Origin of the sequence: Prosthecobacter vanneervenii (assembly GCF_014203095.1) — a bacterium.
GTDB lineage: Bacteria > Verrucomicrobiota > Verrucomicrobiia > Verrucomicrobiales > Verrucomicrobiaceae > Prosthecobacter > Prosthecobacter vanneervenii.
Genome location: NZ_JACHIG010000005.1, coordinates 1 through 18621 on the forward strand (window position 1 = coordinate 1; position 18621 = coordinate 18621).

At 60.5% G+C, this 18621-nt stretch carries 16 protein-coding genes; 8 read left to right on the forward strand and 8 right to left on the reverse strand.

The genetic code is table 11. The annotated features are described in order from the left end of the window. Positions 1-193: 193 nt before the first annotated feature. From HNQ65_RS12315 to HNQ65_RS12330, 4 genes are read right to left on the reverse strand one after another with little or no spacing between them, the layout of a single operon-like run. Positions 194-1576 (reverse strand): hypothetical protein, encoded by a 1383-nt coding sequence (locus tag HNQ65_RS12315; RefSeq protein WP_184339850.1) that lies wholly within the window; start codon positions 1574-1576, stop codon positions 194-196. Next, on the reverse strand, positions 1576-2622 hold the full coding sequence (locus tag HNQ65_RS12320; RefSeq protein ID WP_184339851.1) for an N-acetylneuraminate synthase family protein: 1047 nt from the start codon (positions 2620-2622) through the stop codon (positions 1576-1578). Before HNQ65_RS12320 ends, HNQ65_RS12315 begins: the two co-directional genes overlap by 1 nt. Before the next feature lie 20 nt (positions 2623-2642). Further along, entirely contained in the window at positions 2643-3596 is a 954-nt protein-coding gene (locus tag HNQ65_RS12325) for an SDR family oxidoreductase (protein WP_184339852.1), read from the reverse strand. Continuing rightward, positions 3593-4888: a nucleotide sugar dehydrogenase gene (locus HNQ65_RS12330; RefSeq protein ID WP_184339853.1), complete on the reverse strand. Its 1296-nt coding sequence runs from the start codon at positions 4886-4888 to the stop codon at positions 3593-3595. Before HNQ65_RS12330 ends, HNQ65_RS12325 begins: the two co-directional genes overlap by 4 nt. Before the next feature lie 298 nt (positions 4889-5186). Here HNQ65_RS12330 and HNQ65_RS12335 point away from each other — a divergent pair, with 298 nt between their 5' ends. From HNQ65_RS12335 to polA, 5 genes are all read left to right on the forward strand, one after another. After that, entirely contained in the window at positions 5187-6353 is a 1167-nt protein-coding gene (locus tag HNQ65_RS12335) for a glycosyltransferase (RefSeq protein ID WP_184339854.1), read from the forward strand. A gap of 63 nt (positions 6354-6416) precedes the next feature. After that, positions 6417-7538 (forward strand): glycosyltransferase, encoded by a 1122-nt coding sequence (locus HNQ65_RS12340; RefSeq protein ID WP_184339855.1) that lies wholly within the window; start codon positions 6417-6419, stop codon positions 7536-7538. Between the two features lie 113 nt (positions 7539-7651). After that, positions 7652-9559: an ABC transporter ATP-binding protein gene (locus tag HNQ65_RS12345; protein ID WP_184339856.1), complete on the forward strand. Its 1908-nt coding sequence runs from the start codon at positions 7652-7654 to the stop codon at positions 9557-9559. Positions 9560-9737: 178 nt separating this feature from the next. Continuing rightward, complete coding sequence (locus HNQ65_RS12350) at positions 9738-11432, forward strand: cation:proton antiporter domain-containing protein (protein WP_184339857.1); 1695 nt, start codon at positions 9738-9740, stop codon at positions 11430-11432. Between the two features lie 207 nt (positions 11433-11639). Next, positions 11640-14441, forward strand: a complete 2802-nt coding sequence (gene polA / locus HNQ65_RS12355) for a DNA polymerase I (protein ID WP_184339858.1) — start codon at positions 11640-11642, stop codon at positions 14439-14441. Between the two features lie 9 nt (positions 14442-14450). On the opposite strand, the gene HNQ65_RS12360 is transcribed toward polA, so the two are convergent. Continuing rightward, the gene (locus HNQ65_RS12360) at positions 14451-14780 is read right to left on the reverse strand and encodes a type II toxin-antitoxin system RelE/ParE family toxin (RefSeq protein WP_184339859.1); all 330 of its coding nucleotides are present in this window, start codon (positions 14778-14780) and stop codon (positions 14451-14453) included. Continuing rightward, on the reverse strand, positions 14777-15046 hold the full coding sequence (locus HNQ65_RS12365) for an addiction module protein (RefSeq protein ID WP_184339860.1): 270 nt from the start codon (positions 15044-15046) through the stop codon (positions 14777-14779). Before HNQ65_RS12365 ends, HNQ65_RS12360 begins: the two co-directional genes overlap by 4 nt. Before the next feature lie 97 nt (positions 15047-15143). On the opposite strand from HNQ65_RS12365, the gene HNQ65_RS12370 reads away from it, so the two are divergent. Genes HNQ65_RS12370 through HNQ65_RS12380 form a run of 3 tightly spaced genes read left to right on the forward strand, consistent with a single transcriptional unit; the run spans position 15144 to position 16715 of the window. Continuing rightward, a complete protein-coding gene (locus HNQ65_RS12370; protein ID WP_184339861.1) occupies positions 15144-15407 on the forward strand; it encodes a hypothetical protein in 264 nt (87 codons plus the stop codon). Then, positions 15404-16129 (forward strand): hypothetical protein, encoded by a 726-nt coding sequence (locus tag HNQ65_RS12375; protein WP_184339862.1) that lies wholly within the window; start codon positions 15404-15406, stop codon positions 16127-16129. The genes HNQ65_RS12370 and HNQ65_RS12375 overlap by 4 nt, the downstream gene beginning before the upstream one ends. A gap of 16 nt (positions 16130-16145) precedes the next feature. Further along, on the forward strand, positions 16146-16715 hold the full coding sequence (locus HNQ65_RS12380; RefSeq protein ID WP_184339863.1) for a hypothetical protein: 570 nt from the start codon (positions 16146-16148) through the stop codon (positions 16713-16715). A gap of 8 nt (positions 16716-16723) precedes the next feature. Here HNQ65_RS12380 and HNQ65_RS12385 read toward each other — a convergent pair whose 3' ends face one another. Together HNQ65_RS12385 and HNQ65_RS12390 are read right to left on the reverse strand one after the other, a co-directional pair. Further along, positions 16724-17689 (reverse strand): ABC transporter permease, encoded by a 966-nt coding sequence (locus HNQ65_RS12385; RefSeq protein WP_184339864.1) that lies wholly within the window; start codon positions 17687-17689, stop codon positions 16724-16726. Further along, positions 17682-18602 (reverse strand): ABC transporter permease, encoded by a 921-nt coding sequence (locus tag HNQ65_RS12390; RefSeq protein ID WP_184339865.1) that lies wholly within the window; start codon positions 18600-18602, stop codon positions 17682-17684. The genes HNQ65_RS12385 and HNQ65_RS12390 overlap by 8 nt, the downstream gene beginning before the upstream one ends. Positions 18603-18621 lie beyond the last annotated feature (19 nt).

Below are 18621 nucleotides of genomic sequence, written 5' to 3' on the forward strand. Positions count from 1 at the left end.
CAGCCATCAGCAACTTCATGCCACCCTTGGCCCAAAGGTACAGCAACGTTTTTGTCACATACCCCCCTCAAACACCATGCCGAACACTACTGGCACTCCTGCCCGTCGATCAGCGCCACCGCAGACACACTTCTGCTGACATCTGCCTCATCAGGCCCGTCAGTGCTGCGGCATTCCATTGGATAAGCCGTTTTTACCTCCTCGGCGCCCCTTTGGCCAGGTAGCCAGCCACAGCTTCGCGCCAGCGCCTGCAGGTCTGGCCGTCTGTGTGCGTCACGGCACGCTCCAGCAGGGCACGGCGTTCTTTGCGGCGCTTTTCGGGATGGCTGACACACTCGGCCAGTGCGGTGCGCAGTTGTTCGTCATTGTGCACCATCCAGGTGGCATCTTCCTGCAGCACCGGCTGTGCGTGCACATATTTGAAAAACCGCACCACAGAGAGCCACGGCGGCAGATCCAGGTCGCAGTCGTAAGCCAGGTTCACCACTGGAATGTCAAAGCACGCAGCGTCCAAAATGATCGAAGATCCGCTCGTCAGGAGCACATCGGTGTTTTTCAGCGTGGAGGCTCGTTCATAGTCCTCATCTGCCTGAGGGATCCAGGAGTGGCGGCCAAAGGCGCTTCCCTCTCCCAGCGGATACTGCACCGTGGTATGCGGGAGTCCTTCAAATTCCTTGTAGAGCGTGTAAATGTCTTTCGGGCTCACCCGCACCAGCAGATGGCAGGGATGCTCAAACGGCTGCTCTGCAATGATGCGCTGCAGCAGGCGGACGAAGGGCTGGTTGCAGCGGATCACGGCGCTGTCTCCGGTGGCAAACTGGATGATCTTCGTCTCCGGCGCCACGCCGAGCTGCTTGCAGAACTCCTCCCGTGTCATCAGCTTCTCCGGGGAGAAGTAGTTCTCAAAATAGATCACTCCCACGACAGACATGCTGTCTTGTGGCATGCCGTGGCATTGCGCCATCTCCTGCGTCATTTCCGTGGACCAGACGAGCGTGTAGTCAGGAATGACCGTCAGCGGCCCCTTGGAGGTGGGGTTGTCCCAGCTGGCCACTGCGAGAATAAGCGGGATTTTGTGCCTGCGTGCCTCCTTGAGACATTCCAGGTCGGAAGGGATCATGTTGGCAAACACCACCGCATCCGGCTTCACTTCACGGATGAGCTTCTCAAAGTCAGCATCATGGCCAAAATGCTCCATGAAGCGGATGATCCCCTGCGAGGTGATGCCCATCTGCATGGCCATTCGTGCGATGCCGAGCCGGAAATGCAGGTTCTTGCGCTTGTTGGCCAGGGCTTCGATCATGCGCTTCTGCGTGAAGCTGCTCTCCGGCTGCTCCACCGTCCACAGGTCCTTGGCCCATGAAAACAGGAAGGAGGAAAACCAGGTCGGCTTCTTGCGCTTCAGCGCCACGATGCGCACGCGTTCGTGCTCAAATTCCTTCTGCGTCGCCTCCAGGTTGAAGGTGCAGTAAAGCGTGATGCGGCTGCTCTCATCTGCGAGCAGCTCCTCCAGCAGCCGGGAACGGAACACATCCCGGTAAAACTGAACGGTATCGACAATCAGGATCAGGTTCATCACGCAAAATCTTCCGGCTGCAAAAACTGCGCGGCCTTCACCGCTTGCTTCAGCTTCCGGCCAATAAGGGAGGTGTAGTCCGCTGCGGCAATGCCATGCCCCGGCTTGCGGCAGGAAAGGTCTTCACGCTTGAGCACCGTGCCCGCCGGCAGATCCGCCGCCGCCACAAGGCTCTGGCCAAACATGCGGCGCAGCGGCTCCAGCGTCTCAGCCACCGAGTCCTTGGGGAAAGGGTTTGCCTTCATCGTCTCGATAAAGCGCACACCTGCCACCATCTGCTTGAATTCATCGGTCGTGAGCGATGCAGACACATCCGGCCCGAACATCTCACGGCTGAAGGTGATGTGCACTTCGATCAGTTTCGCGCCCAGGGTGACCGCTGCCAGAGAAGGATACGGCGTTCCAGAATGATCCGAAAGCCCCACCGGGCAGTCGTAGCGCTGCATCAGTTCGGAGATCTGGTTCAGCCCGATCTTTTCCGCAGGGCATGGATAAGCCGTGGTGCACTGAAACACCGCCACCGGAGATCCTGCTGCCTTCAGATGCGCCACCGTGGCATCCATTTCCTCCAGATAGCTCATGCCGCTGGAAACAAGCACCGGCTTGCGCGTATCGATCATGGCATCCAAAAAAAGCCGGTTCGTCACTTCACCGGAGGCCACCTTCCAAGCAGGCACGCCAATGCGCTCCAGCAGCCGGATGGCGGCCAGCGAGAAAGGAGAACTCAAAAACACGAGCCCTTTTTCCTCCGCATGCTGCTTGAGTTCCACCCATTGCGGTTCGGTGAACTCCATGCGCTTCCAGTAATCGTAGCGCGTGGCGTCCTGTTTGCTGAATTTCACACGCCAGGTGTCCAGCGCGGAGCTTTCCTCCGCCGCGATGTGGGTCTGAAACTTCACCGCATCAGCACCTGCTGCCGCAGCAGCATCGATGTAGGCATGCGCGGTGCCGAGGCTGCCGTCATGCGCCTGCGCGACTTCAGCGATGATGAAGCTTGGTGCAGCAGGATTCTGCCAAAGGTCGTTGATGTCGCGGAGTTGAGCCATGGGAGAGCGTAGCCGGTCGGTCAACCTGCCTTGCCGACCTGCTTGTAAAACTCCAGCGTCTGGCGCAGACCTTCCTCCCAGGCCACCTTCACCTCATAGCCGAGTCCGGCGCGCGCTGCGCTGATGTCTGCAAGTGAGTGCAGCACATCGCCTGCACGTGCAGACTCAAAGCGCGGCTGCAGTTGCTGGCCCGTGAGCTGGTTGATGTCCTTCACCAGACGGATCAGGTCGATGGAATGACCGGCGGCCACATTAAAAACTTTGCCCGCCGCCTTCTCCGCCGGGGCCTCCGCCGCCAGCAGATTCGCGGAGACCGCATTGTCCACAAAGGTAAAGTCACGCGCCTGGCTGCCGTCTCCAAAGATGACAGGGGCTTTGCCTTCGAGCATCAGGGTGCAGAACTTGGCGATCACGCCCGAATACGGCGAATCAAAGGCCTGACGCGGACCGAAGATGTTGAAGTAGCGCAGCGCGATGGCTTCAAAGCCATAGAGCTGGTGGAAAAGCTGGCAGTAGCGCTCACCGCCGTACTTTTGCAGCGCATAAGGGGAAAGAGGCTGCACGGGAAGGCTTTCGTGCTTGGAGGGCGCATCCGCGTTTCCGTAGATGGAGGAAGAAGAAGCAAACATCAGGCGCTTCACGCCGGCATCACGTGCGGCCAGCAGCACATTCAGTGTGCCGTCCAGATTCTGCGCATTGCTTTCCAGCGGCTCGGCGACGGAGCGCGGCACCGAGGGCAGCGCACCCTGGTGAAACACCCAATCCACGCCCGGCATCAGCTTGGCCAGCAGGTCGCGGTCACGGATGTCTCCCTCGACGAGATCGACTTTGTCCCCGGGTTTTTTCCAGTCCAGGTTCTTGGGATTGCCGAGCGAGAGATTGTCCAGCACGATAACCTCCGCCCCTCTGCGGCAGAGCTCCTCCGTGATGTGGGACCCGATGAAACCTGCACCACCTGTGACGAGAGCTTTCATGCTTTAAAATAGTTTGGTTTGCCCTTCATCAGGGCGCTGAGCGCATTGCGGGAGTCCACCACCAGACGGGAATGCTCGGCCACGAGAGCCACATCCACCGCCTTGTGGTTGGTGGCCACCAGGACGAGGTCGTATTCAGAGAGTGCCGCAGCCGTGAGCGCCACGCTCTTCCTTCCGGCAAAGTGGGCGTGCTCGCGGGACGGGCGGATCACAGGCACATGCGGGTCGTGGTAGTCCACCTGGGCGCCCTGCTGCTCCAGCAGCTCCCAGAGCACGTAGGCGGGGCTTTCGCGATCGTCGTCCACGTTGGACTTGTAGGCGATGCCGATCATGAGGATGCGGCTGTCGCGGATGGTCAGGTGGAGGGAGGACAGCGCCTCGCCCACACGGGTGATCACGTAGGAGGGCATGGCGGTGTTCACCTCGCCAGCCAGTTCGATGAAGCGCGTCTCCTGCCCATACTCGCGCGCCTTCCAGGTGAGATAGAAAGGGTCGATGGGGATGCAGTGGCCGCCGAGACCGGGGCCCGGATAGAAGGGCATGAAGCCAAAGGGCTTGGTCTTCGCTGCCTCAATGACATCCCAGATGTCGATGCCCATGGCGGCGTACACCACCTTGAGCTCGTTCACCATGGCGATGTTGACCGCACGGAAGATGTTTTCGGTCAGCTTCACCGCCTCCGCCACACGGCAGGACTCCACCGGCACGAGAGTCTTGATGGCACGGCCATACACGCTCAGGGCGTGCTTCTGGCACTCGGGGGTAAGACCACCAACGACCTTTGGGATCACCGCCACATCGCTCTGCGGATTGCCCGGGTCTTCACGTTCAGGAGAGAAGGCCAGATGGAAATCCACGCCTGCCTTGAGGTTTGAGCCCGCCTCCAGCACCTCACGCAGTTCGGTGTCGGTGGTGCCCGGGTAGGTGGTGGATTCCAGCACCACGAGCTGACCCGGCTGCAAATGCGGGGCGATGGCCTTGCCGGTGTTGAGGACGTAGGTCAGGTCGGGATCGCGATGCTTGGCCAGGGGAGTGGGCACGCAGATGATGATGGCCTCGCACTCCTTCACCCGGGCAAAATCCGTGGTGGCGGAGAAGCGGCCTGCATCCCGCTGCGTCTTCACAGATTCCCCGGTGATGTGCAGGATGTAGCTCTCTCCGGCTTCCAGGCTGTTGATCTTGGCGGGATCAATGTCGAATCCCAGCACGGTGCTGCCCGTCCGGGCAAATTGGAGGCTCAATGGCAGGCCCACATAGCCCAGGCCGATGATACCTATGGTGGATGACGTCATGCAGTAAGTCAGAAAGGTGAAAACGGATATGAAGGCAAGGCTGGAGGCATGCCAGAACTTTTTTCCAAAAAGCGGCCTCACCTCATTAGTCCGTAGTGCTGAGAACCACGATTTGATTTTCATAGCGCTACAACCATGAAAAACTAAGCGCTACTTTTGTGAAGCATTTTGCACTACCTTAAATTGGTATTGATTTTTTAGATGCTTTTTCCTAAAAACGGGAAAAAGACACCCAACCCACCGCATTGACCAACCCAAAAATATCAATGCAAACCATTGATTTTCATTTTCTTAAACCATGAAAACCTCATCACCCGAACCTTGGCGCATCGTGCATTCAGAAGCCTCTCTCGGCTGGGGTGGGCAGGAGCATCGTGTCATGGCAGAATTGACAGGCTTTCAGCGTCGGGGCTGTTCTGTTTTCCTGGTCGCGGATCCTCAGAGCCAAATCATGACACGCGCCAAAGCAGCAGGCATTCCCACCATGCCCTGCACGTTTGACCGCAAATGGCTGCCCTGGGAGGTGCTGCGCCTGGCCCGCTGGCTGCGCCGGGAAAGAATTCAAATCGTCAACACCCACAGCTCACGCGATGGCTTGCAGCTGGGCGTGGCAGCAAGACTGAGCCACACTCCGCTGGTGGTGCGCACCCGCCACATCGATGTGATTGATCGGAATCCCAAGTTCAGCCGATACAAATTCACCACGCTGGCGGACCACGCCCTGACCACCAGCCAGAAGATCACCGACTACATCCGCCGCACCTTCCGCCTGCCGGATGACCGTGTGACAACGCTGCCCACAGGAATCGACACCGCACTCTATGAGCAGCAGGGCCCGCGTGCCGAGTTGCCCGTGCGAACCGGGCCAGAAGCGGCGCCTGTGGTCGGCATGGTGTCCGTGCTGCGCTCCTGGAAAGGCCACCCGACCTTTTTTGAGGCTGTGCAAAAACTGCGTGCAGCAGGGCGCAACTTCCAGTTTGTCGTCGTGGGCGGGGGTGTGCCCGTGGAGATCTACCGGGAGAAAGCGCGCGCTTTTGGGGTGGAAGATCAGGTGCAATTCACCGGGCATCGTGAGGATGTGGCGGATGTGCTGCGCGCGCTCGATGTGCTGTGCATCCCCTCGCTGGCCCATGAAGGAGTGCCGCAGATCGGCCTGCAGGCGCTGGCCTGCGGCACGGCTGTGGTAGGCAGCGACTGCGGCGGCATCCCGGAGATCATCCAGGAAGGGAGGACCGGGCGTATTTTCCCCAAAGGCGACGCGACCGCCCTGGCGGCACGGATTGCAGAGGCCATCGACGAACCTGAGCGCACACAGCAGATGTGCCGGGCCGGACGGGCGAAGGTGGAAAACGAGCACAGCCTGGAAATCATGCTGGATCGTCTGGACGTGATCTACCGGCGACATCTTGAGCAGGAGGTCACAGAAAAAAGCGCGTCTCGTCCCCCCTGCCGGGCTTTTTGCTGAAACTTGCGCGCAAAATAAAAGTTTAGTTCGCCGCTGCTTGGGCAATAGAGCAGTGCGGACTACATGGCAGACAATCCCCTTTCACATCGCAAATGGCGCATCGTTCACTCTGAAGCCTCCCTCGGCTGGGGCGGGCAGGAGCACCGGATCCTGGCTGAGATGACCGGCATGCGCCGCCGAGGCAGCGAGGTCTGGCTGGTGGCTCCGGAAAACAGCCAGATCTACCGTCGTGCGGAGCTGGCAGGCGTGCCCGTGCTGGCGCAGAATTTCCGGCGGCGACTGCTGCTGCCATTTTACGTAATGCGGCTGGCCTGGTGGCTGAAGCAAAACCGCATCGAGATCGTGAACCCCCACAGCTCGCGCGATGGCTGGATGCTCACGCTGGCGGCGCGTGTGGCCCGTGTGCCGCTGATCATCCGCAGCCGCCACTTTGACGTGCCAATTCCCAACCAGTCGCTCAGCCGGCTGATGTACAAGGAGTGGAGCCACCACATCATCACCACCAGCCCGAAGATCACGGACACGCTGTTGTCCACCTTTAACCTGGATCCCGATGAAGTGACCACTCTGCCAACGGGCGTGGATGTGGAACGCTTCCGCCCGGATGGGCCGCGCGCCACGCTGCCGCTGCCTGCACTGCCAGCCGGCACGCCGCTGGTGGGCATGATCACCGTGATCCGATATGCCAAGGGCACGCAGATTCTGGCCGAAGCCGCAGGGCTGCTGCGTGATCAGGGGCTGCGCATCCACTGCGTGATCGCGGGAGACGGCCCCTGGCGCAGCTATCTGGAGGCAGTCCTCGAAAAGCTGGGTGTGCAGGACCTCTTCACCCTGGCGGGGCACCGCGAGGACGTGCCGGACATCATTCGTGCACTGGACATCGTGGCCATTCCCTCCTTTCACGAGGCCATCCCACAGTCCGGACTGCAATCGCTCGCTAGCGGTGTTCCGGTGGTGGCCAGCAATGTGGGAGGTATACCGAGTATCATCAAAGACGGCGAGACCGGCCGCCTCGTGCCTATGCAGGATGCTGTGGCGCTGGCCAGAGCCATCCGCGAGACGCTGGAGCAGCGTGAGAAAACGCAGGCGATGTGCGCCGAAGGCCGCAGCTTCATCATGCGTGAGCACAGCCTGGACACCATGCTGGACCGCCTGGAGGCCATCTACCACCGCCATCTGGGATAGATCCGGCAGCGCAAAAACAGGTCGGCACAACGCAATGCATGCCAAAGGCATGACAGACTTCCCGGTTGTGCGAATGATGCCGATGCGGCACTAGTCGGGTTCCTTCCTTTTTCATGTCCAAACCTTCCGCACCACCTCCCCCGGCCAAGATCAACCTGTCCGATCCCCAAATCCGTGCGGTGGTGGCGGGCACCCTGCAGGCCATCTGGAAGTATGTGCTGCCATACAAAGGCCGCTTCATCCTCAGCAGCGTGCTCGGCATCCTCAGCGGCCTGTTTAATGGCGTGATGATCATCGGCTTCCAGCTCATCTTCTCGCTGGTGCTTCGGGGCAAGACCACCACGCTGGGAGAGACCATCAAGCTGCCGCTCATTGGTGAACTGAATCCGGCGGAAATTCTCGGTGTGTCCTCAGACACGCCCGTGGGCTTTACGGGGGTGGCGATCGCGTGCGCCTTCATTCCTGCACTCATTTTCTGCCGTGGCTTCCTCGGTTATCTCTCCAGCTACATGCAGACGTGGGTGACGAGCAAGGTGGTATATCAGATCCGCAATGACGCCTTCCGCAGCATCATGCGCCAGTCTCCGGGTTATTTTAACAACGCCCGCACCGGCGAGCTGATGCAGACCGTGATCAGCCAGACCGGCGTGGTGCAGCGCAATGCCATGCAGCTTATCCAGACGGTGGCGCAGCGCCCGGTGTCCATCATCGCCATTCTGATCCCCCTCTTTGCCAGCGACTGGTTTTTCACGCTCATGTCGCTGGTCATTTTCCCGGCCTGCCTCTACCCGATTCTGCGCCTGGGCAAGCGCGTGCGCAAAGTGGGTGCCAAGGAGGAGTACGACTCCCGTGCGCTCATGTCCTCCATGCAGGAGTCCTTTGCCGGCATCCGTCTCGTCAAAGCCTACGGCCGCGAAGCGCATGAGATGGACCGCTTTGACCGCTCCAATGCCAGCATGACGCAGAATATGGTGCGCTGGGGCAAGGCGCTGGAACTCATCGGGCCGATCGTGGAAACCGTGGCCTCCTTTGGCATCGCCGCCGGGCTGGTGTATGCGTGGTCCCGCGGCGTGGAGGCGCAGACTTTCTTTGTGCTGGTGATGGCGCTGACGCAGATCTATCCGCCGCTCAAGGAGCTGAGCCGCGTGCAGCTTTTCCTGCAAAAGACCACCGTCGCCGCAGGCATGGTTTTTGAGATCCTGAACCGCCAGCCGGACATTCAGGATGCGCCGGATGCACTGGCCATCGGCCGCAGCTCGGGTGCGGTGACTTTCAAGGACATCACCTTCTACTACCGCGACAAGGACGACGTCAAAAAAGACACACCCGCAGTGCAGGACATCAACCTGCAGTTTGAGCCCGGGAAATTCTACGCCCTCGTGGGCCGCAGTGGCGCGGGCAAGAGCACGCTCTTCTCTCTCATGCTGCGCTTCTACGATCCTGATGCAGGCTCCGTACTGCTGGATGGCCGCGACATCCGCACCTGCACGCAGCACTCCGTGCGTGCCAACATCGGCATCGTGAGCCAGGACACCTTCCTCTTTCACGACACCATCCGCGAAAACATCCGCTATGGCCGTCTGGACGCCACCGAGGCGGAGATCATCGCTGCGGCGAAGAAAGCGCATGCGCATGAGTTCATCGAGCAGATCAGCAACGGCTACGACGCCATCGTGGGCGAGGGCGGCTGCAATCTCTCCGGCGGCCAGAGGCAGCGCATCTCCATCGCCCGCGCCATCCTGCGCGACTCGCCGGTGCTGCTTCTCGATGAAGCCACCTCAGCGCTCGACACCGAGAGCGAGAAGATCATCCAGGAGGCCATCCACACGCTGTCAGCAGGCAAGACGGTGGTGGCCATCGCGCACCGTCTTTCCACCATCCTGGAAGCAGACCAGATCATCGTCATGGAGCAAGGACGCGTGGTTGACCGTGGACCGCATGCCGAACTGCTGGCCCGAAATGACATCTACCAAAATCTCTACAACCTGCAGTACAGCTCCGACGAACGCCGTGAGAGCTGAGACAGTACGAAGCCTGTATCGGCGCGGAAATGATCGATGCAACCGACGCTGGTGAGAGCGGCGGTTTGCCTCGTGGGATAAATGATTTCTTTAGTCGTGCTCATTTATCCTCATGAGGCACAATACCTGCATCCGCGCTTGATCTCCCAAACCTGAACAGCGAAGGAGAAATCACCACATGATACCAGCTTTTACCATAGCCGCCGCCGCCATCCCGCCGCTCTTTGCGTTGCTGGCGCTGATGCTTGCGGGCGTGGTGCTGGTGTCGCTGCTGCTGCTGCATTTGAGGCAGTCCCTGCTGGCGGGCTACTTCATCTGCGGCGTGCTGATCGCGAACTCCGGCATCCTGAACGTGCTGGGCGGCGGGGAGTCGCATGGGCAGGTGTCGCAGATGGCGGAGTTTGGCGTGGTGCTGCTCATGTTTACGCTGGGGCTGGAGTTCTCCCTCGGAGAGCTGCGCTTTCTGCGCCGTCTGGCCTTTGTGGGCGGCGGCTGGCAGATGGTGCTGTGCATGGCGGCTGCGGCGGCAGCCTCTCTGGCGCTGCACTCCACCACCTGGCAGGGAGCGGTGCTGCTGGCCGTGTCTCTGGCCATGAGCTCCACGGCGGTGAGCCTGAAGAGCTTTCAGGATCTCGGGCTGGAGGCCAGCCCGGGTGCGCGAATGTCGCTGGCCGTGGCGATTTTTCAGGACCTTTTCATCATCGTCTTCTTCCTCTTTCTGCCGCTGCTGCTGCCGCATGAGGGAGAATCCACCGCACTGATGCCGCGGCTGGGCTCGCTGGTGCTGCGTGGAGGTGCCTTCGTCATTCTGGCGGGCGTGGCCGCGCGCTGGGTCATCCCCTGGCTGCTGAATGCGGTGACGCGCACTCGCAGCCGCGAGCTCTTCACCCTCACGGTGATCGGCAGCTGCGTGGGCCTGGCTTTCGTGGGTGGTCTGCTAGGACTGGGGCTGGCGCTCGGTGCCTTTGTGGCCGGGCTGGCGGTCAGCGAGTCGATTTTCAAGCACCGCATTTTGGCGGATGTGATGCCGCTGAAGGATCTCTTCCTCACGCTCTTCTTTGTCTCCGTGGGTCTCATGATCGATGTGAAGGCCGCCTTTGCGCTGTGGCTGCCCATCTGCGCCATCACTGCCGTGCTGATGCTCAGCAAGGCCGTCATCATCACCTTCATCGCGCGTTACCTCGGGCTCGTGCACAAGCAGGCGCTGCTGGCAGGCATCGGCCTGTGCAGCGCGGGTGAGTTTTCCCTGGTGCTGCTGCAAAATGCAGGAAGCGCGCATCTCTGGAGCCACGACACGCAGCAGACGCTGCTGGCCGCCAGCGCGCTCTCGATGGGGCTGCTCCCTGCGCTGCTGAAGTCTGGCATCCCGCTCGGTGACTGGCTGGTGAAGCGTGGCTGGGGCCGCCGCAAGCCGGTAAAGATCGATCCCGGCAATCTGCGCCAGCGCATCAGCGGCATCACGGACCATGCCATCGTCTGCGGCCACGGCCCGGTGGGCGAAAAAGTAAACAAAGCCCTGCTCGACTCCGGCGTGCGCACGCTCGTGGTGGAGCTGAACGCCGAGACGGTGCAGCAGCTGCAGCGCCAGGGGCAGGCCGTGCTCTTTGCTGATGCCAGCCACGAGGAGACCTGGGAACTGACCAAGCTGAAGCACGCACGCATGGTGGCCCTGACCTTTCCCGACGCCACGGTGAATGCGCAGGCGCTCGCGATGATCCGCGAGCACCGCCCGGACATCTCCGTGCTGGCCCGCGCCCGATTTAGCTCGGACGTAGAACGGCTCAAGCGCCTCGGCGCCACCCAGGTGATCAATGACGAGACCGAAGCCAGCCGCGCGATGGAGGATGCGGCGATCACACTGCAAGGAGCGTGAGGTGCCGAATGGAAACACTGGTGTCCGCGGCGCGGGCGAATGACGAATGAGTAAATCCGAATGACGAATGGCCGGAATTTCGGCATTCGGCCTTCATCATTATTTCGGCATTCGGATTTCGACATTCGTCATTCTTTTCAGACAAAGCGCGAAACCTCCCCAGACCTTCATTTGCGCCCCTCATCCCTCTCTCTAGTCTGAGGCTCAATGTCCCAACGCCTCTTCCTCCTCGATGGCATGGCGCTGCTTTACCGCGCGCACTTTGCCTTCATCAAAGCCCCCATTCGCACCAGCGACGGCGTGAACACGTCTGCGCTCTACGGCTTTGCCAACACGCTGCTCGACATCCTGAAAAACCAGCAGCCCACGCATCTGGCGGTGGCGCTGGACACTTCCGCGCCGACGCCGCGCCACGAGATGTTTCCGGCCTACAAGGCGCAGCGCGAGGAGATGCCCGAGGACATCAGCATGGCCATCCCACAGATCAAGCGGCTCATGGAGGCCATGAACGTACCCATCCTGGTGCGCGACGGCTACGAGGCGGACGACATCATCGGCATCATGGCCAAGCGTGCCGAGAAGGAAGGCATCGAGACCTTCATGGTCACGCCTGACAAGGACTTTGGCCAGCTCGTCTCCGAGCATGTGAAGATCTACAAGCCGGGCCGCTCCGGAGCGGATACAGAGATCCTTGGTGTGAAGGAAGTGTGCGAGCGCTGGGGCATCGAGCGCCCGGAACAGGTCATCGACATTCTCGCGCTCATGGGAGACGCGGTGGACAACATCCCCGGCGTGAAAGGCTTTGGCGAAAAGACCGCCACCTCTCTCATCCAGCAGTTTGGCAGCGTGGAAAATCTGCTGGCCAACGTAGGCCAGCTCAAAGGCAAGCAGAAGGAGAAGCTGGAGGCCAGCAAGGAGGATGCTATGCTCTCCAAGAAACTGGCCACCATCTTCCACGATGCCCCCTATGAGGTGCAGGTGGCGGATCTCGTGGTGAAACCGCACAACGATGAAGTGCTGAAGGCCTTCTTCACCGAATTTGAATTCAACGCGCTGGGCCGTCGCCTGTATGGCGATGACTTCAAAGCAGGCCGCAGCCGTAAGATGGAGGCCGCGGGCTCCGCGCCTGCAGAGGCGCCTGCGCAGGACGATCTCTTTGCCGCAGCCACCCCAGCCAAGCTCAGCACCATCGCTGACACGCAGCACACCTATCATCTGGTGCAGACTGCGGAGGAGCGGCAGAAGCTCATCGCGCAGCTTGCTTCACTTTCATCCTTCTGTTTTGACCTGGAGACCACAGGCCTTGATCCGCGCGACACGCAGATCGTCGGCATCGCATTCTCCTGGCAGGCTCATGAGGGCTGGTTTGTGCATTTCCCGCGCGACAAAGCGGCGGCCAAGGCAGTGCTGGAAGAATTCCGCGAGGTGCTCACACGGCCCGGGGTGGAGAAGATCGGGCACAATCTGAAATTTGATCTGAGTGTACTGCTCGCGCATGGCGTGGAGGTCAGCGGACCGTTCTTTGATTCCATGCTGGCGCACTCGCTAATCGACGCCGAGCAGCGCCACGGCATGGACTACCTCTCGGAGGTGTATCTGCACTACACGCCCGTGCCCATCTCCAGCCTCATCGGCACGGAGAAAGATGATCTCTTCAGCCAGGCCACCATGGCCGACGTGGCTGAAAAGGACGCCCGCAAGGTGGCCGACTACGCCGCCGAAGATGCGGATGTGACGTGGCAGCTGGCCACCAAAATGCGCCCTGAATTGAAAGAGCAGCAGTATGTCTTCGACAAAGTCGAGTGCCCGCTGCTGCCCGTGCTGACGAAGATGGAAAACTTTGGCGTGAAGATCGATGTGCAGGCGCTGCGCGAGTATGGTCTGGAGTTGGAAAAGAAGGCGCAGGAGCTGCAGCGCCGCATTCAGGAATATGCAGGCGCGCCCTTCAATCTCAACAGCCCCAAGCAGCTCGGCGAAGTGCTGTTTGAGCGCCTCAAACTTCTCGAAAAACCCAAGAAGACCGCCACAGGTCAGTATCAGACCAATGAGCAGGTGCTGCAGTCACTCATGGGGCTGCACCCCATCATTCAGGACATCCTGGACTACCGCGAAGTGACCAAGCTGAACAGCACCTATGTCGAAGCGCTGCCGCATGCGGTCTCCAAGGTCACGGGTCGGGTGCATACCACCTTCCACCAGCTCATGGCCGCCACGGGCCGCATGGCCTCGACCAACCCCAATCTGCAGAACATCCCCATCCGCAGCGATCTCGGCCGCGAAATCCGCAAGGCCTTCGTGCCGGGCTTTGATGGCTGGGTGCTTCTAAGCGCTGACTACTCGCAGATCGAGCTGCGCGTCATGGCCGCCCTCAGCGGGGACAAGGCCATGATGGAGGCCTTTGCCAACGGCCACGACATTCACCAAGCCACCGCCGCACGCGTGTATGGTGTGGAGCTGGATGGCGTGCTGCCCGAAATGCGCCGCACCGCCAAGATGGTGAACTTCGGCATCATCTACGGCATCTCCGCCTTCGGCCTCAGCCAGCGACTGGGCATTCCGCGCGGTGAAGCCGCCACCATCATCGAGAACTATTTCAAGCAGTTCCCCGGCATCAAACGCTTCATGGAGAAGATCGTCGAAGACGCCAAAAAGAGCGGCTACGTGGAGACCCTCACCGGCCGCCGCCGCGTCATCCGCGATCTCACCAGCGCCAATGCCACCGTGCGCGGCCAGGCCGAGCGCGTGGCCATGAACACCCCCATCCAAGGCACCGCCGCCGACATGATCAAGCTGGCCATGATCCACGTGGACGCCGCCCTGACCAAGGCCGGACTGCAGGCTCGCATGCTCCTCCAGGTGCACGACGAACTCCTCTTCGAAATGCCCGCCAGCGAAGTGGAGCAGGCCCGCCCCCTCATTCTCGAAGCCATGAAAAACGCCCTGTCGCTGGAAGGCGTGCCGGTGGAGGTGGAAGCAGGGACTGGCCTGAACTGGCTGCAGGCGCATTGAACGCCCGGATCAAAACATGTCCTTCGCTTCTCCAATGCGCTGCCGCCAGTAATAGGGGCGGCGCTTTGCGTGTGCGACTGCGAGAATGACGACCTTCTGCCGCCAGATCATGTAGGCGATGTAGTACTCGCTGAACCGGGGCTTGAGGTTGGCACGGCGCACAGACATGCGGCGGATGTTGTAGAGAAGCGGACTAGCCACAATGGCGTCAGTGTAACGATAAAACGTTGTTTCAAAATCAATGGCTAGCGAATGATCTTCAGCAACGCTGGCATAATAGCGAATGGCGTCATGCAGTTCCTCACGAGCTGCAGGATGAATATTAAAATCATCGCTCATGCAAGACGCTTGAGTCCAAGCTCTTCCATCAGCGCATCCGTGCTGCGGCGTAGTTCTTCTCCAGAAATCAGCTCCACTTTACCCTCCTCAATCTCCCGCACACGGCGGTCGATCTCGGCATCCCACTCGGCTTCGATGGAGGCCTCGTCGTCTCCAGCGGGAGAGGGCATGGAGTATTCGTTTTGAAGATCGCGCAGCAGTTCATCCACCTCTTCAGGAGCAAGGCTGCGGATTTCCTGTTTGATGCGTTCGACAGTGGCTGTCATGGAATCAACCTACTTTAGGAGCGGCATTTGTCGAGAGCCTCGAATACAGCCGCCTCTTCACGGTTGATACAGAAGGTTTCAGCAGCTATTTTTGCACATGCAGCCCCCCACTGCCACGCCGTCTGAATCCGCCCAGGTGCTGGAGCGGCTCAGGCGCTTTTCTGCGGCTGGTGGTCTGGATACGCCGCAGCGGCTGGCAAGGCTGGTGGCCCGGGTGCTTGTGAGCCGGAGACTCAAGGAGCGCCGCAAGTGGTGCACCGTGGCTCGCGGCGTGGCGGCCGATCCCTGTGTGGAGGACCGTCTGGTCCGCCAGGCCATGCGCTGGCTTTCGGTTCAACCTGGAAAAACCGAGGCCTCATGATGGACTGGCTTCTTCCACCTCCCAACTGGTCATGTGCGGCAGGCCTTGTGCTGGATTCGTTCTTCGCCGGCCTGCGTAAGGAGCTGCCGGAATTCACCGGCCCTCTCACCTTGTTTGGCTCAGTACCCATCCAGCTCTGCCTCGATGACTCCTTCACCAGCGCAGATGCGGACATCATGGTTTCAGGAGATCCTGCACCTCTCCGTGCCGTGGCCAAAAAGCTGGAGCTCACAGCCGGAGGATCTCTGCGCCCGGCATTTGGACTTCAACTCTGCCCGAGCCATTTTTTCCGCACCACTGCGCACTACCTCCACCGAGCCCACATGGAAACAAGGCACGGCATCAGGATTGTCGTGCCCCATGTGCGAGACGTGCTGATCGGCAAACTGCATCGCAGCCGCATGCCGGAGCAGGAAGGCATAGTCCTCAAAGACCTGCGTGCTTTTCAACGCGTTCGCCAGCTCTGCGGAGGGCATCCCAATGAAGATGATCTCATCAGTGACCTGCTGGAGTGCGGCCCTTATTTCCGCCTGCCTGAGCATGATGATGTAAATCACTTCCGCCTGAATGTGCTGGACTTGTGGCCCAACCTTTTTGGGCGCAGCCTAGATGTGGAAAAACTCATCCTTCAGCCTTTGCGTAAAATGGAGGCAGAAGCACGCGGCACCAATCATCCATCCGTTTCGCAGATGCTTGATGATCTGCATCCAACACGAGAGTAATCCAACTTTATCCCCCATGGCCTGGCGACCCAACAAATGCATCGTGCGTGGTGAAATCGACAACACGACCAAAGGCCGTGTGACCGGGAGGATCTGGCTGCTGGGGCGCGAGGAACCGATGATGCTGGACCTCATCGGCGATGCCTGGCCGGATGTGGCGGGCTCAAAGCTCAGCTTTGTGAATCCGCATCCTGAAGCCCAGCCGGAGTATGACGAGGGGCTGCGTCTGGTGCAGACAGGCTCCGTTGGAGACATCACCGCCTCGCAGCGGGTGAAGAAGCTTCTGGCACCCGAGGAGGAATGGATGCAGGCAATCAAGGAAGAGCGGCTGCACGAGATCCCCTGGGTGTGGGCGAATGCCCTCTATCTGGAATGGTTCAGCGACTTCAACGGACGCATGGTGGTGCAGACCACCGAGTTTGAGATCTCGATCTCCGAGCGCCTGTGGGTGCTGGATGAAGACGAGCATGCCGCACAGCAGGCCATCAATGAAGCAGACATGGACGCCTACATGGAAAAGCTCGGAGACGCCCTGAGCATGGAAGATTTTGCAGACGACAGCGAGCAGGATGAGACGGCGTCCTGAGGCCTCTTTCACTCTCTGCTTTTCGGGTCAAACGCATCGCGCAGGCCATCGCCGAGGAAGTTCAGGGCAAGGAGGCTGGCGGACATGAGCAGGGCGGGAAAGACGAGCAGCCACCACTTGCTCTCGATGGGATTGATGACCTGCGCGCCATCCTTGAGCAGAGAGCCCCAGCTTGCGGCGGGATCTTCGATGCCGAGGCCGAGAAAGCTCAGGAGGGACTCATCCAAAATCACTGCGGGAATGGTGAGCGTGAGGTAAGTGAGGATGATGGTGCTCAGATTGGGCAGCAGGTGCCGCCACAGCACGCCCCAGGCGCTTTGGCCCATGGCGCGGGAGGCTGTCACAAAGGTCATCTCCCGCAGCACCAGCACCTGTCCGCGTACAATGCGCGCCATCGTCAGCCATTCGACGAGGCCGAGTGAAACGACCATCACCAGCACTTTGGAGTAGGCCTTCAAGTCCGTCATCACTTTGGCTGTCCATCCCCAGCCATGCGCTTCGGCAGAGAGCCGCCAGCCATCCACCCATTCCTTCACATACTCATCCAGCGCGGCGATGAGGATCATGATGAAGAGGATGCGCGGCACAGACTGCAGCACCTCGATGGTGCGCATCATCACGCCATCAACACGCCCGCCCGCGTAGCCGCTGATCATTCCATAAAGCGTGCCGATGCCGAGGCTGATCAGCGCGCCCACCAAGCCCACACCGAGCGAGACACGCGCGCCGGAGAGCAGGCGGTAGAGCATGTCCTGCCCGTTCACGTCGGTGCCCAGCAGGTGCGCCGATGAAGGAGGCACGAAGGAGTTGCTGCTGGTGAGCTTCAGCGCCTCAGGCAGCAGCAGGGGCACCACGATGGCGATGAGGGACAGGCACGCGAGAAACCCGAGCGCGATGAGCGCCGCGCGGTTGCGCTTCAGGATCTGCCAGCCGTCCGGCCGTGCGATGGCTGCTGGAGCGGCGGCTTCAGGCATAGAGTTTGATGCGTTTGTCCAGCAGCGTGTAGATCACGTCCACCAGCAGATTGAAAAGCACGAGCAGCACGCAGTACACAATGACCGCGCCACCGAGCAGGAAGACATCGCGGTTCTGGATCGAGTTCACAAAGATCATCCCCGCGCCGGAGATGTTGAAGACGCTTTCCACGATCATCGAGCCCGTGAGCAGATGCGCCGCCAGCGGCCCGAGAAAGGTGATCACCGGCAGGATGGCCACCTTGACCGCATGCCGCACCACGGCCTGCGTCTCGCTCAGCCCCTTGGCGCGCGCGGTGCGCAGAAAGTCGCTCTTCAGCACGTCCAGCAGGCTGTTGCGCATCAGCCGCGCCACGTAGGCGATGTAGGGCGCGGCGAGGCAGAGCCCGGGCAGGATCATCTGCTGCACCGTGCCCCAGCCGCCCACCGGCAGCCAGCCCAGCCCTAGCGCGAAGAGGGCGATCAAAAACGGCCCGCTGACAAAGGAAGGGATGGAGATGGTCAGCAGTGCAGCGAACATCGCCGAGCGATCGATCCAAGTTTCGCGCTTCATCGCCGCCAGACTGCCGAGCGTGACGCCGGCACAGCTCGCGATCACAAAGGCCAGCGCGCCCAGCGCAAAGGAATTGGGCATCTTCTGCTTCAGCAGCTCGGCCACGCTCCAGTCACGGTACTTGGTGGAAAGCCCCAGGTCCAGATGCACCAGGGAGGAGACATAGGAGGTGTACTGCTGCCACAGGGTGCCGCTGAGCTTGTACTTTTTTTCCAGCGCCTCCTTCACGTGCTTGGGGGGCTCCTTCTCCCTGTCAAAGGGGCCCCCGGGCGTGATCCGCGCCAGCACGAAGGTGATCGAGATCACGCAGAAGATCACGATCACGCTGCTGAAGGCGCGGCGGAGGAGAAACGCAGTCATCAAAGCAATGTCGGATGAC